Source organism: Dyadobacter psychrotolerans (genome assembly GCF_004349265.1).
Classification (GTDB): domain Bacteria; phylum Bacteroidota; class Bacteroidia; order Cytophagales; family Spirosomataceae; genus Dyadobacter; species Dyadobacter psychrotolerans.
Genome location: NZ_SMFL01000009.1, coordinates 1 through 13,896, shown reverse-complemented (window position 1 = coordinate 13,896; position 13,896 = coordinate 1). Strand labels below are relative to the sequence as shown.

Sequence of the window (13,896 nt, the reverse complement as noted above, 5' to 3'; positions counted from 1 at the left end):
CTATGTTTTAAGGCAATTCTAATAATTTATCACAATGTATGTTATTACGGTTTTTCACTTAAAAAGTAACTACGCCCCCGTTAGACTTCTAAAGATATCTTCCAGCGACTTGCCCGATTCCCGCAGCGTTTGCAATGAACTGTCGCTGACAACTTTACCTTTATTGATAATAATTACCCTGTCACAGAGGGCTTCCACCTCCTGCATAATGTGGGTTGAAAAAAGCACCGTTTTGTTCTTTCCGGCCGTTCTGATCAGGTCACGTATTTCCAGAATCTGGTTTGGGTCAAGACCCGTTGTAGGCTCATCCAGTATCAATACCGAAGGATCATGTAAAAATGACTGGGCCAGACCAACACGCTGGCGGTAACCTTTTGAGAGTTGTCCGATCTTTTTATGCTTTTCAGATTCAAGCCCGCACATCCGCACCATTTCATCAACCCGGGATTTTAGAGAATCGCCGCTTAGGCCGTAGAGTTTTCCGGAAAATTGCAGGAACTCACGCACGTACATATCCAGGTACAAAGGATTGTGTTCGGGCAGATATCCGATTGATCTTCTGGCGGGCATAGGTTGTTCAGCTACATCAAAATCTGCGACCTGCGCACTGCCCGATGAAGCTTTAAGGTAACCTGTCAGGATTTTCATGGTTGTGGATTTTCCGGCACCGTTCGGTCCGAGAAAACCCACAATTTCTCCCGGTCTGAGGGTAAATGATATACCATCAATAGCACGCTGCGCTCCGTAAACTTTGGTAAGGTTTGTAACCTGAATAGACATTGAAAAAAAATTAAAAGCTATTTGCGATAGAAGCCCCTGATGGCTTACAGCTAATACCCAACAGCTATTTAAACTTTGAGGAATAATTTGTTTTTGTACAACAGATACATAAATGCCCACTGAACCATAATGAAGGCAATTACTTCGCCTACTGCTGCGACTGCATCCGGGAAAAAATCTAAAACACCACCGAACAAGGCTTCTGCTGTGTATCCAAAATTAATATAATCTCCAATCATGTAAATCACAATTGAGTTCATTCCGATTACCACAAAGAAAAAAGTCCATTTCCGATAGTTCATCACATCTATGATCCAATAGAAAAGTGCCAGCAGCAAAGTACTGAAACCTCCCGCACATAGCACGAACGAACTGGTCCATAAATTCTTATTGATTGGGAAAAAGAAATCCCATACAAGACATAAAAGTAAACTGACAATACCGGCAGCAAACAAGTAGACAACTTTATTATTTCTTGAAATGATCTCATCATTCACGCGAAGAAGTTCGCCGGCAAATATGCCCATGAGTCCCGTTGCAATGGCGGGAATGGTAGAAACAAGTCCTTCGGGATCGTGTATTTTAAGGTGAAGACGGCCGGGAATAAGCAATTTATCAATATAACTGGCAGGGTTACAATCGATTGTGAGCATACCTGCGCCGCAGCCCGGTACCGGAAACCAGACCATAAATGCGTAATAACCAATCAGTAAGCTGGCAAACCAGATCCATCTTGCTTTTGGTCCGGTATACAAATAAATAATCTGAGCAAACATACCTGCCAAACCAATGCGGGCCAAAACGCTTGGGTAACGCATGTTATGCCATTCGGTATGAAAAATTCCATTGTTGTAAATCACTCCCAAAACGACAAGAATAAGTCCCCTTTGAATCACTTTTCTTATCAGCTCAGAAGGCGGAACTCCTTTATCCAAACGGCTTCCTAACGAAAATGGAGTTGAAACGCCGGCCATAAAAAGAAAGGTCGGGAAGATCAGATCATAGGCGCGGAAACCGTTCCATTCGGGATGAGAAAACTGGTGCGCCATAAATATTGCCCACGACCAGCCGGTAACTTTTGCCAGCACTGCAAAGATCTCTTCTCCTCCGGAAATCCAAAACATATCAAAACCGCGGAGTGTGTCCAGAGAAAGCAGCCTGTGCGAAGTAGATTTTTCTTCCATTTTGTAAAATAAGGGTATTGTAAAATAAGATTTGGGTTTGTATGCCCCGTGTGAAATAAACAGTAATTACAATTACAGGAAACTTTGATAAAAATACTATCCGTTCAATTGGCAAAAGTACATTTATTTGAATAAACATATCATTGATAAGGAAAGTGAAAATAACCTCGTGAACGAAGCCGTCTGATAATCAATGCACTGATTATTTTAGGATAAAGGTTTATATACATTCTGATGAGTCAGTCGTTATTAGCTTCAAAATTTCAACTCATACAAATTACTTATCCATGAAAAAACTCTTAATGATGTCACTGCTGCTTTCCGGACTGTTGTTTACCGGCTGCGCTACATCCAACAGCTCCGCAAACAATGACGATTCTTTTCGCGATGAGCAGCCTGTTGCCAACAGCAAACTGAACAACCGCAGGCTGGAAAAAAACCTGGGGCGTTTTAATGACGAACTGAATCTGACCAAACGCCAGCAAAAACAATTGAAAAAAATTGATAAAAGGTATGCAAGGCTGGACCGCAAACTTTCCAGAAATGAAAATGCCAAACGCAGGGATCACCGTGAGCTTGACAGCCAGAAGCGTGAAGAGATTTTGGAAGTATTAACCGGCGAACAACAGCAAAAACTGGAAGCAATGGTTAAAAAAGGAAGATTCAGTTTTGATCAGTTATTTGGGAAGTGATTGATTGTTTAGTCACGAAACGTTCCTACGGAACGAAGGTGTTATCTTGAAATTGATTATCTACCAACGAAATGTCCCTCCAGGACATGATAGTGCATAAGTTGCTTTTCGAAACTTATATGTTGTATGCTGAATATTCCTTAGGAACATCTCGTTGGTAGAAAAAATGGGATCTGAGTTACAACACGTTCCTTCGGAACGTCTGGTGAGAATCAGCGCAATCCCTCAATCCAGGCTTGTACCGTTGGGCCGGTTATGTCAAACAACAAACCTGGTAATATTCCCAATAACAAAGTTAGGATAGCAAGTGGAACCAGCAGCCAGGTTTCTCTGGAAGTTAAGTCTGTCAGTATGTGGGTGGTTGTGTGTGTGGCATTGTCGTTTTTGTACCAAAAAGAACCGAAAAACATACGCTGATAAGTCCAAAGGAAATAAGCTGCTGCCAGAACAATCCCCAGCGTTGACAAAGCCGGAATCCACACCGGCAGGTTATCCGACTGAAAAGCACCCATCAACGTGAAAAGCTCGCCTACAAAGCCCGAAAAACCCGGAAGTCCGAGTGAAGCAAAAAACGCGATTCCTGTTAGTACCGTATATCTTGGCATAACAGAAATTAAACCCCTGTAATTTTCAATCTTACGGTCATGCGTACGGTCATAAACGACACCTGCAAGTAAGAATAACATGGCAGAAAGTACACCGTGACTGACCATCTGATAAATGGCTCCATTGATTCCTTCCGCTGTAAAAGCTGCAATGCCCAGCAAGACAAAACCCATGTGAGAAACGGATGAATAGGCAATCATCTTCTTCAGATCACTTTGTCCCAACGCGTTGAATCCTCCGTAAACAATGGAAATCATACCCAGAACTGCCAGCGGAATGATACTGTATTGTGCCTCAACAGGAAAGAAACCGTCGACGATCCTTATAAAACCATAACCCCCGATTTTCAAAAGTATACCAGCCAGGACGACTGAAATTGGCGTAGGTGCTTCTACGTGTGCATCGGGCAGCCAGGTATGAACGGGAACAACCGGTAATTTGACAGCAAAACCAATAAACAAAAACCAGAATGCCAGAAGTCGTACAGGAATGTCGAGTATATAAAAATCAGAAGCAACACTCAAAACCGAACCAGGAATATAATTCCCGGCATCAGCGAGGTAAGCAAAGCGGAATGTATGAACGAGCTGTTCAGGAGCAATTTTGCCTTCTGCCAGCCATTGCTGTAGTTGCAGAATAATGTCTTTTGTAGCTATATCTTCTAAACCTAAAACACCAACAACTCTGGCCGTTTCGACGGGATCGATAGCAGAAAGATAAAGACAGATCATCACGATCAGGATCAGCAGTGAACCTAAAAACGTGTAGACAAAGAATTTCAGTGCTGCATATTCACGCCTCGGGCCTCCCCATAAACCGATGAGGAAATACATCGGAAGCAGCATAAATTCAAAGAAAAGATAGAAAAGGAAAAAATCCTGTGCCAGAAAACAGCCAATTACGCTCCCCGTTAGCAACAGATATAAGGCAAAATAACCGCGCGTTCGCTTTCCGATATTCCAGGAGCTTATCACGCCAACGAAAAGTACGATTACGGCCAGAAGTACCAGAGGAAAACTGATGCCGTCAACTGCGAGCGCATAGTCGATGGATACAATACCCAGCGAGCCAATTGGAAGTGTAATCCAGTCAACACTTTCACCCAATTGAAAACCGGATTGCTGCTTGTCAAAAAAAGCATACATCGAAATGGCTACAAGAATTTCCAGGAGCAAAGCAACCAGTGCAATCATCCTGTAATTTTCCGGACGCTCGCCGGGCCAAACGGCAACGGCCAGCGCACCCAGCAGTGGTATGGCAATCAGTAAAGTAAGTATATGATCAATCATTTATCAGAATCTGTTAGCAATTGCAGCGTCGTACTGCTGTTCGCTGTTTTAAATTATATTCAATTAAATCACCACCAGCCACAAAATCAGCAAAAATAACCCTGCGACGGTAACCAAAAAATAAGACTGGATTTTGCCATTTTGCAAATTTCTCACTCCCTGCCCGGCAGAACGAATAGAATAAACGGTCAGTTTCACACCGCCATCAACTACATTGCGGTCGCCCCAGCTCGCAAAATGTGCGAAAACCACACTTGCTTTTGTTACAAAATTGACAAAAGCGTCGATTACTTTTTCCTCAAATAATTTTGAAAAATTGGTGATGTATGCAAATGGGGCCAGAAAATATTTTTCGTTGGAAAATTCATTAAGCCATGAAAAAGACTGTTTCAGTTCTTTTTGATCAGAAACAATTTTAAAAGGATTGGAAGCGGTGGTCTGTTTGTATGCAAGAAAAATAGAGACAATCGTAACGGACGTAGCTACAAAAGGAACCCAAATCAAGTGTTCAGATTCTGTAACGCCGATAAAGGACAAAAACCAACCCGAAGCCGCGTCCAGAGGATTCCATGAAAACCAGGTAAACAGAGAAAGTACAGCAAGTAAAATCATGGGTGTATACATGATTGCCGGCGATTCGTGCGGATGGACAGCATGCGAAACCTGATATCGTTTTTCTCCAAAAAATACCAGCCAAACCTGTCTGGTCATGTAATAGGCAGTTAATCCGGCGGAAAATATAATGACTATTGGAAAAACATAACCCAAAATCCCATATTCGGCGGCCCAAAGAAATCCTTCGGTAATGATAGCATCTTTGGAAAGAAATCCGGAAAAAAACGGAAGTCCGGCCAGCGCAGAAGCACAGATTACAAAACAGACAAAAGTAACTGGCAAAGCGCTGCGAAGACCACCCATCGTTCGCATGTCCTGCGGATCGAATTTCGGATCGTTTTCCGATGGCGTTACAGCATGAATGACAGAACCGGCTGAAAGGAATAACCCTGCTTTAAAAAAAGCATGTGTAGTCAGGTGAAAAAAAGCAGTCTGCCAGCTTCCAAGTCCGACTGCCATTACCATCAGCCCAAGCTGAGACATGGTGGAGTAGGCCAGTACCCGTTTGATATCCCAAACATTCATTGCCTTTACGGCGCCCATCAGCATGGTAATCATTCCGATTATGGTAATGACAAGCCTTGCATCAAAAGTGAGCAGAAAAGAAATTCTTGCGAGTAAAAAAATGCCGGCCGCAACCATGGTAGCCGCATGGATAAGTGCTGAAACCGGAGTAGGACCTTCCATGGCATCAGGCAGCCATCCTGACAAAGGAAACTGGGCCGATTTACCCATACATCCTCCAAAAAGACACAATCCAATCGAGGTCAAAATTCCGGAACTAATGGAATCTGTCTGAACAGCAAGCACTTCAAAGTCGGTAGAACCAATATAGTAAAAGAGCATTAAAATACCAGTCAGCAAGGCGGCATCACCAATGCGGTTCAGAACAAACGCTTTTTGCGCAGCCCAAACCGGACGCGGTTTATGATACCAGAAACCGATTAGCAAATAAGAAGAAAGCCCGACAAGCTCCCAGAAAATATACATCACCAGCAAACTCCCAGACAGCACAATGCCAAGCATCGAGAAAAGAAATAACTGGACAAAGGCGAAATAACGATGAAGATTTTCGTCGTTATGAAGATAGGAAACCGAATAGAATTGAACGAGCAGCGCTACAAGATGTACCACCACAAGCATAACACAGGTTAGGGCATCAAAACGAAAAGAAAGTTCTATTGGAAGTGAGCCAATAACCAGCCAGTCGAAACGGATGATGTGCAGTGTATTTGGCTCTGCGTATAAGATACTTATGACAAGACCTGCAAAGGTTAGTGCTGCCCCCAGATACCCCGCTGATTTATTTAATTTTCTACCACCAAGCCAGAATGCCAGAAAGCCCAAAAACGGCAAGCCCAGGAGTAAAAAAGCAGGTACAAGGTATGCAGAATCGGGCATAGGAGGCAAATATTCGTTTGTGGGGCAAATATCCTGAATTAGCGGCCGAATATCAAACGAACCTAGATGTCTTTCTCAATTTCTGCAATCTTCTCATCGCCATGTATAACCTGCAAAAGCTCGCGAAGGTCATAAGTGGACCGGTTGTAGGAATTTCCAAGTACGATAATTACGGCTTCATCTTCCGGACAAACCCAAAGCATGGTGTTGTAACCTTTCCACCAGCCTCCGTGATACAAGAAGCGCGCAGTATTGTCTTCTTTGATGTGCATCCGGAAGCCGTAGCCATAATTTCTGATCCCGGCCCGCTCGAAACTTCTTGGTTTGAAGGCTTCATCTAAAAGCTTTTTGTCCAGAAGAAGGCCTTTTGTTAAACCATTATAAAAACGGTAAATATCAGTAGTTGTGGAGTAAAGGCCTTTATCTCCGACCACACCATCATAATAATCTTTTTCAAGCCGGCGACCAAACTGGTGACCAACTGTGCGGTTTTCAACGGCTGCGCTGGAAGTGTCCGTTACCAAAAACGTTTCGGTCATTCCCAGAGGAGCAAATATTTGCTGATTTAAAAACTGTCCGAAAGGCTCTCCGGTCACTTTTTCGACAATGCCTGCCAATACGCAGTAATTGGTATTGCAGTAATTAAAAGATCTTCCTGGCCGGTTATATGGTGTAGGCGTTGGAATTACTTTCCCATACCATTCGATCACATCCAGATTGGAAGGGTACTTTTTGCCGTGGCGGATGCTGTCAGGAAAAGAATAAATATAGTTGGGAAGACCGCTGCGGTGACTTAAAAGCATATCCACTTTCACACCGTGATAAGGAAATTCGGGGAAAAACCTTTGAACTGAATCGTCCAGACTTACCCTGCCTTCCTGGATCAGTTTTAAAATTGCAATAGCCGTGAATGGCTTTGATAAAGAAGCAAGCTGAAAACGCGAATGGACAGTTAGTGAATCTTTTTCTTTCAGATGTGCAAAACCAAAAGAGTTCTGGTATAAAACCTCGCCTTTCTGCACAATCAAAACATTGCCGTTGAAACCGGCATTTTTCTTTCTGCGGAAAATGTCCTGTATTTTTTCAATTTTCCTGGCTGTAACTGCGTCAGGATTTTTGATAAGCGATGGATCAAGCTTGGCAAATGCCTTGCGTTTAATCGTTTCTGTTTCTTTGGCCGTGTGGCTCCTGCGTATCAATCCCCACGAAACTAAAAAAATAATCAAGACGGCTGCTACCGCCCCCCACACCTTCGGCTGCACTTTTTTCAACATAGGCTTTTGGCCATTAAATTTTTCAAACGTTGTAAGCTAACGAACGCCCTTTACAGTTATTACTTATTAAATGTATTACAAATTAAGCTATCAAAACTTTACGGAACTAATACTTTCGTATGTACTTGTTTGCCGTTTTGTAATAATGAAATAACGTATATTCCCGGTAAAAGCGATTGGTCGGGCAGCAGGCCGATGTATCCGGGTTCGGATTGTTGTAAATTAAATTTAAAATTCTGGCCAAGAATATTTCGTAAAATAAGCTTTGCAGGATCAATATTACTTTTCAGAATTCGAATGTTGCCCGGCTGAGCAGGGTTGGGAGAAACGGTAAGAATCGGCTGGTCGTAATGAATTTCTATATCCCGGATTTTGGAGTAGGCGGCCCGCAAATCAGTGTCAACCATTTTTAAACGGTAGTAACTGGCACCCGCAAACGGCAGTTCATCCTGAAAAACATACTGTGCTCTTTCTTCGGTTTCACCTGCTGCGTTAACGGTTCCAATCGCCGAAAAATTTATCAGATCAATACTTCTTTCGACAATAAATTCCTTACTGTTTTTCTCCCAGGACGTTTCCCAAAAAAGGTTTACTCTGTTTTCTGTGCTTCTTGCATTGAAGTAGGTAAGATTAACCGGCAAAACGAAACTGGTTACCTCTCCGTTAAGGACAACCTGATCGATATAGAAGGTGCCTCTGTAATCTGCATTGAAGCCATAAATCCGGAAAGCAAGCCCGGTAGATAGGTTTTTAAAACCAAGCGGAACGGTAACATTGTAAAAACTCCCGTCCGAAGACAAATTAAAAGTCGACAGATTGGAGCCGAACCCGTCCATGGAAGTTCGCAGTGCCACATCGAGCGGCCCGGATCCTGATCTTTTTACCCGAAAAGAAATGGAGGATAAATTGTATTCGTGCGTGCTGACGCCATAAGAAAGATCCATGTAACGTCCTGCTGTGAATCCAGTTGGCCAGTAAACCGACACATGAGCAGAACCGCCGTTCCCGTCTGAAAGATATGGCCACAGGCTGAACGGATTAGCGCCGATCAATTCTGCGTCATCGGGTGTAAAATTATTACTCGATGAGGCTCCTGCTACCGATTCGTCCATCTTCCAGACGATCTGAAAGCTTTGTCCGGAAGCCTGCCAGGCGGCTTTAAAATTAAAAAGCAGAGCCAGCGATAAAATCAGTCCGGCCCTGCTTAAAGTTCTTGAATAGTGCTTTTTCATGGTGTGCTTTTAAAAATTTAAAAACTTCACGACAAATACACTATTCTATACGCCCGGAGTTTTAAAAAGTAACCCCTTCGGTCTCAATTAGAATTCTGCGCTTTTTGGATAACGCGGAAAAGGAATTACGTCACGGATGTTGGACATTCCGGTTACGAATAAAACCAGACGCTCAAAACCAAGTCCGAACCCTGAATGCGGCGCTGTTCCGAATTTCCGTGTTTCCAGGTACCACCAGATCGTTTCCGGATCAATGCCTACCTCATGTACACGTTCAAGCAATTTTTCGTAATTGTCTTCCCGCTGACTTCCGCCGATAATTTCACCAATACCCGGGAAAAGTACATCCATCGCGCGAACGGTTTTTCCATCCTCATCAAGTTTCATATAGAATGATTTGATCTCGCGTGGATAGTTGGTCAGAATTACCGGTTTTTTGAAATGTTTTTCTACCAGATAACGCTCATGTTCGCTGGACAAATCAATTCCCCAACCAACCGGATACTGGAATTTTTTCTCTTTATGCGGTTTCGACTGAAGTAAAATTTCAATTGCTTCTGTGTACGTAAGTCTTTCAAAAGGATTGTCAACGACGAAGCTTAGTTTTTCAAGCAACGGCAACGAGCGCTCATTTTGCGGTTTGCTTTTTTCTTCTTCTGTCAAACGGTTTTGTAGGAAATTCAAATCATCCTTACAATGTTCCAGCGCGTAGCTGATCACCGTTTTTACAAAATCTTCGGCGAGATCCATGTTATCCTGCAATTCAAAGAAAGCCATTTCGGGCTCAATCATCCAGAACTCGGCAAGGTGACGGGTTGTGTTGGAATTTTCAGCACGGAAAGTCGGGCCAAAAGTGTAAATCTTGGAAAGCGCCATGGCACCAAGTTCCCCTTCAAGCTGTCCCGAAACGGTCAGGTTTGCTTCACGACCAAAGAAATCTTCTTTGAAATTGATGGCACCTTCATCTGTTCTTGGCAATTTGTCCAGGTCAAGCGTAGTCACCCTGAACATTTCACCCGCACCTTCTGCATCAGAAGCAGTGATGATCGGCGTATGAAGATAAAAGAAACCTTTGTCGTTAAAATATTTATTGATAGCAAAAGCCAGCGTGTGGCGAATTCGCAAAATAGCGCCGAATGTATTGGTACGCGGACGCAAATGGGCGATCTCACGCAGGAATTCGAGTGAATGTTTTTTAGGCTGTAACGGATAAACCTCAGGATCTGCGGTTCCGTAAACGTGGATGTCGTCGATCTGAACTTCAACCGCCTGTCCCGAACCCATCGATTCAACCAGTTTTCCTGTGATTTTTAAGCACGAACCAGTTGTTACAGTAAGCAGCAATTCAGGAGAAAACTGACCTGGCTGGGCAACAGCCTGTATATTATTTATGGTTGATCCGTCGTTGAGCGCTATGAAAATAGCATTTTTACTTTCACGTTTTGTTCTTACCCAGCCTTTGAGGATAACGGATTGTGATTCCGGAGCTTGCAGCAATAAATCTTTGATCTGTAACGGTCCCATTGTTTTAATATGTTATCTGTTACCCGTTAATGAATTCAGTTATTATAATCGTCAGGGATTCAACAACTTATTAACGAATAATTTAATTTCGCGCAAAAATACAAATTAGACCCCGAAAACTATGGTGAAACCTGAACTAACTTTTCAGTGTTGGCACACCATTGATATGTTTTGTTGAGAGTCTGTTTAAATTTGTATTGTGGATTTTTACCAATCCTAATAAGCTTAGTTTTGTTTTTTAACATCCGATTAACGTCTTTTCTGTCTTGACTAACCGTATCGCGACATTTCTTTCAGTCGTATTTCATCCGCTCCTCATCACGACCTATCTTTTTGCATTGCTGTTTCTGGCAGCGCCTGACCTGGTCGGTGTGAGTGCTTTGGAATTGCCGGCTTTGGGAAGTTTATTGCTTCTGATCTTCCTGAATACATTTGTAGCGCCTGCTGTGATCATCTATTACTTCCATCGTTTTGGCGTTATTAGTTCTTTGCACGTCGACAACCTGCGCGAAAGAAGGCTGCCATATCTGGCCAGTGCCATTGTTTACGCAATTTCAACCTACCTGTTTGGATGGAAGTTACAGCCGATTAGTGAACTGGCACCACAAATTTCGATGATCCTGGGAAGTGCAACCTTGTCATTGATTGTTGTTGCGTTGGTGAGCCTTTTCTGGAAAATAAGTGCCCATGCTACCGGCATCGGCGGAGCTATCGGTATCATGATGGCGCTGCTGATGCGTTATGACGAAAGTTCATTACTAAATCCGTTGCTTTTTGCAATTGTTACAGGAGGTCTTCTGATGAGCGCCCGCCTGTATCTGAATGCCCACAACTTAGCCCAGATCGCTGCCGGCGTTTTTTGCGGTATTTTTATCGGCGTAGGCACGGTTTACTATTTCTTTTGAAAAAAGGAGTGGGGCACTGGTTTGGATTTAGGCAGGAATTTAAACTACATTTAGAACAGGATCTTTTTCCCATTCACTTCACCAGAACATGTACCAGAATATTCTCTTTGACAACACCAATGGCGTCGTTCGCATCAGCCTGAACCGGCCTGAGGTACATCATGCTTTAAATGCAGAATTGCTGCTTGAAATCACCGAAGCCGTTAAAGCCGCAGAAGTCGACCCGGCCGTTCGCGTTGTGGTGCTTACGGCAGAAGGTAATAAGGCTTTTTGTTCGGGTGCGGATTTGAAAGAGTCGGTGGGCGCGGGGAAAAGCGCCGGAGAACTGCTGCGGACGCGTTACAACCCGCTGATTTTAGCTTTAAGAAATATTCCCAAACCTGTTATATGCAGACTAAATGGTTTGGCCGTGGGGGCAGGTGTTTCCTTGGTTTTGGCATGTGATGTGGTGATTGCAAGTGAAGATGTTTATTTAAGTCAGCTTTTTGTGCAGATCGGGTTGATGCCTGATGCAGGTTCTGCCTTTTTTCTACCAAGATTATTAGGCCCGGCAAGGTCCTTTGAGCTTGCGTCCACCGGAAGAAAAGTTTCAGCAAAGGAAGCCGTACAGATCGGACTCATTAACCGCGCTGTTCCGGAAGCAGAACTGGACACGGCAGTTGATGATATGATCAGGTATTACCGTAATGCTCCCACCAAGGCAATCGGGACGATGAAGCTTGTTTTTAACCAGTCATACCATTCAAACCTGGAAGAAATGCTTGAACTGGAAGCTGTCAACCAGGAAATACTAAGCAAAACGGCAGATTTTGCCGAAGGTACCATGGCTTTTCTACAAAAGAGAAAGCCTGATTATCAGGGTAAATAAAAAAAATAAAAACTTTTTGCGAAATTTTGGAAGCGACTGTTTGTTCAAAACATATTCATTGCCTATCTTTGCAGTCCAATTCAGAATGTCGGTTTTATAAATCGAAACAACGAATTGGGATTAATAAATGGTTTCGTAGCTCAATTGGATAGAGCACCTGACTACGGATCAGGAGGTTTGGGGTTCGAATCCCTACGAGACCACAAGAAGGCACCTTACGAAAGTTTGGTGCTTTTTTCGTTTTAACGCACCTGGCTACGGATCAGGAGTTTTGGGCCGGGCGGCCGGTGCTGCGGTGCCGCGATCGGCTTCGAATCCCTGCGAGACCACAACATTATCAAACACTTAGCATTAATTTGCTAAGTGTTTTTTTGTTATAGCATCTGATTACGGATCAGGAGGTTTGCGCCGGGCGGCCGGTGCTGTGGTGCCGCGATCGGCTTCGAATCCCTGGGAGACAACAGAAAGAACCTTACGAAAGTTGGTGCTTTTTCGTTAGTAAGCATCTGACTACAAAGCGGACGCCGCACGGTACCCTCTCCCAAAGCTTTTTTGAGTTCATCATTCTCCTTTCTAATTACTTCCAATTCGGTTTTAGAATGTAATTCCCTTCCTTTCTAAATACCCTTCACTGCACCTGAGTTTGCTCTAAACAAACTGGTCCAAAAATTAAAGCGGGTAGGAGCAGAGTGTAGTATGGTTCGAGGTATCCTACAGGCATTTTCTATCCATTGTCGGCTAACTATGCGTAAAATATTGACTATAACTGGTGACATAAAAAATAGCAAGCGTCTAAACATAAATAATCGATTTAAACATTGCCTTTGTACACCAACCAAAGTCGATTTCCGGCTCAGGTAACAAACGATTAATTCATAGACGTCAATATGTTCAATCGTTTGACCTAAAATCACGTTAAATATGGATTTAAAATTTATAAATGCAACAATCCAAGACACCGAGAGCCTTCTTGTAACTGTTAACAAATTCTATGAATATTTAGCAGAAGAAAAAAATGAACCTTTCGATTTTAAAAAGTCCAGTTCTAAAAATAGAAGGTATATTAAAAAATTCTTACTGCAAGATAATCGTAATTATATAGTTTGTACAAGAGGCGAAGCTGTTTTGGGATATAGCTTCATAAGTATTGAAAAAGGAAATTTGCATTTAGCTTATATTAATGAATTCTTTGTAATACCGGATGAACGCAGAAAAGGTATAGGATACTTATACTAAATCCAATTTAAATAGACGTATTTCTGATATAGGGAAAACAAGTAAGTGAAATCACGTTGTCAATGGATTCTGAAATGTTCTCTACTACTTTCTGAATTTTTTGTTGTGCGAGTTCTAGGCTGTCAAAAACTTTGTTTTTCAGATACCTCCGCACTTCCTTGAAAAATCTTTCAATAGGATTTAGTTCAGGACAAGCGGGCGGCAATTTTTTAAATACTAATTTGTTGGCATCAAAAAGTTCGTCTTTATGAGCTTTCGCACCGTCGGCTATAAAAAGAGACTTTTGGTTA

At 42.8% G+C, this 13,896-nt stretch carries 13 protein-coding genes and 1 tRNA gene; 5 read left to right on the top strand and 9 right to left on the bottom strand.

The window, feature by feature from the left end; genetic code table 11:
- Positions 1 to 69 precede the first annotated feature (69 nt).
- Together E0F88_RS21685 and E0F88_RS21680 are read right to left on the bottom strand one after the other, a co-directional pair.
- On the bottom strand, positions 70 to 780 hold the full coding sequence (locus E0F88_RS21685) for an ATP-binding cassette domain-containing protein (RefSeq protein ID WP_131960387.1): 711 nt from the start codon (positions 778 to 780) through the stop codon (positions 70 to 72).
- 68 nt (positions 781 to 848) lie between these two features.
- Positions 849 to 1,964: an acyltransferase family protein gene (locus E0F88_RS21680; protein ID WP_131960386.1), complete on the bottom strand. Its 1,116-nt coding sequence runs from the start codon at positions 1,962 to 1,964 to the stop codon at positions 849 to 851.
- 287 nt (positions 1,965 to 2,251) lie between these two features.
- Here E0F88_RS21680 and E0F88_RS21675 point away from each other — a divergent pair, with 287 nt between their 5' ends.
- Positions 2,252 to 2,656 carry a hypothetical protein gene (locus E0F88_RS21675; RefSeq protein ID WP_131960385.1) on the top strand — a complete coding sequence of 135 codons (405 nt, stop codon included), beginning with the start codon at positions 2,252 to 2,254 and terminating at the stop codon, positions 2,654 to 2,656.
- A 212-nt stretch (positions 2,657 to 2,868) separates the two neighbouring features.
- Here the strand turns inward: E0F88_RS21675 and E0F88_RS21670 are convergent, their stop codons facing one another.
- The 5 genes from E0F88_RS21670 to asnS form a co-directional block, all read right to left on the bottom strand.
- Positions 2,869 to 4,551 (bottom strand): complex I subunit 4 family protein, encoded by a 1,683-nt coding sequence (locus tag E0F88_RS21670; protein WP_131960384.1) that lies wholly within the window; start codon positions 4,549 to 4,551, stop codon positions 2,869 to 2,871.
- 63 nt (positions 4,552 to 4,614) lie between these two features.
- Positions 4,615 to 6,567, bottom strand: coding sequence for an NADH-quinone oxidoreductase subunit L (gene nuoL / locus E0F88_RS21665; RefSeq protein WP_131960383.1), 1,953 nt, complete (start codon positions 6,565 to 6,567; stop codon positions 4,615 to 4,617).
- A 62-nt stretch (positions 6,568 to 6,629) separates the two neighbouring features.
- Entirely contained in the window at positions 6,630 to 7,841 is a 1,212-nt protein-coding gene (locus E0F88_RS21660; protein ID WP_131960382.1) for a serine hydrolase domain-containing protein, read from the bottom strand.
- A 98-nt stretch (positions 7,842 to 7,939) separates the two neighbouring features.
- A complete protein-coding gene (locus tag E0F88_RS21655) occupies positions 7,940 to 9,073 on the bottom strand; it encodes a T9SS type A sorting domain-containing protein (protein WP_131960381.1) in 1,134 nt (377 codons plus the stop codon).
- A gap of 87 nt (positions 9,074 to 9,160) precedes the next feature.
- Positions 9,161 to 10,597: an asparagine--tRNA ligase gene (gene asnS / locus E0F88_RS21650; RefSeq protein ID WP_131960380.1), complete on the bottom strand. Its 1,437-nt coding sequence runs from the start codon at positions 10,595 to 10,597 to the stop codon at positions 9,161 to 9,163.
- Between the two features lie 266 nt (positions 10,598 to 10,863).
- Between asnS and E0F88_RS21645 the strand changes: the two genes are divergently transcribed.
- The 3 genes from E0F88_RS21645 to E0F88_RS21635 all read left to right on the top strand — a co-directional run bounded on the left by E0F88_RS21645 (position 10,864) and on the right by E0F88_RS21635 (position 12,573).
- Positions 10,864 to 11,502: a hypothetical protein gene (locus E0F88_RS21645; RefSeq protein ID WP_131960379.1), complete on the top strand. Its 639-nt coding sequence runs from the start codon at positions 10,864 to 10,866 to the stop codon at positions 11,500 to 11,502.
- A gap of 88 nt (positions 11,503 to 11,590) precedes the next feature.
- Positions 11,591 to 12,370, top strand: coding sequence for an enoyl-CoA hydratase/isomerase family protein (locus E0F88_RS21640; protein WP_131960378.1), 780 nt, complete (start codon positions 11,591 to 11,593; stop codon positions 12,368 to 12,370).
- A 129-nt stretch (positions 12,371 to 12,499) separates the two neighbouring features.
- Positions 12,500 to 12,573: transfer RNA gene (locus E0F88_RS21635), tRNA-Arg, on the top strand.
- Positions 12,574 to 12,744: 171 nt separating this feature from the next.
- On the opposite strand, the gene E0F88_RS21630 is transcribed toward E0F88_RS21635, so the two are convergent.
- Entirely contained in the window at positions 12,745 to 12,957 is a 213-nt protein-coding gene (locus E0F88_RS21630; protein WP_131960377.1) for a hypothetical protein, read from the bottom strand.
- A 334-nt stretch (positions 12,958 to 13,291) separates the two neighbouring features.
- Here E0F88_RS21630 and E0F88_RS21625 point away from each other — a divergent pair, with 334 nt between their 5' ends.
- Positions 13,292 to 13,606, top strand: a complete 315-nt coding sequence (locus tag E0F88_RS21625; RefSeq protein WP_131960376.1) for a GNAT family N-acetyltransferase — start codon at positions 13,292 to 13,294, stop codon at positions 13,604 to 13,606.
- A gap of 7 nt (positions 13,607 to 13,613) precedes the next feature.
- Here the strand turns inward: E0F88_RS21625 and E0F88_RS21620 are convergent.
- On the bottom strand, positions 13,614 to 13,896 hold a 283-nt coding region (locus tag E0F88_RS21620), incomplete at its 5' end, for a transposase (RefSeq protein WP_181956071.1).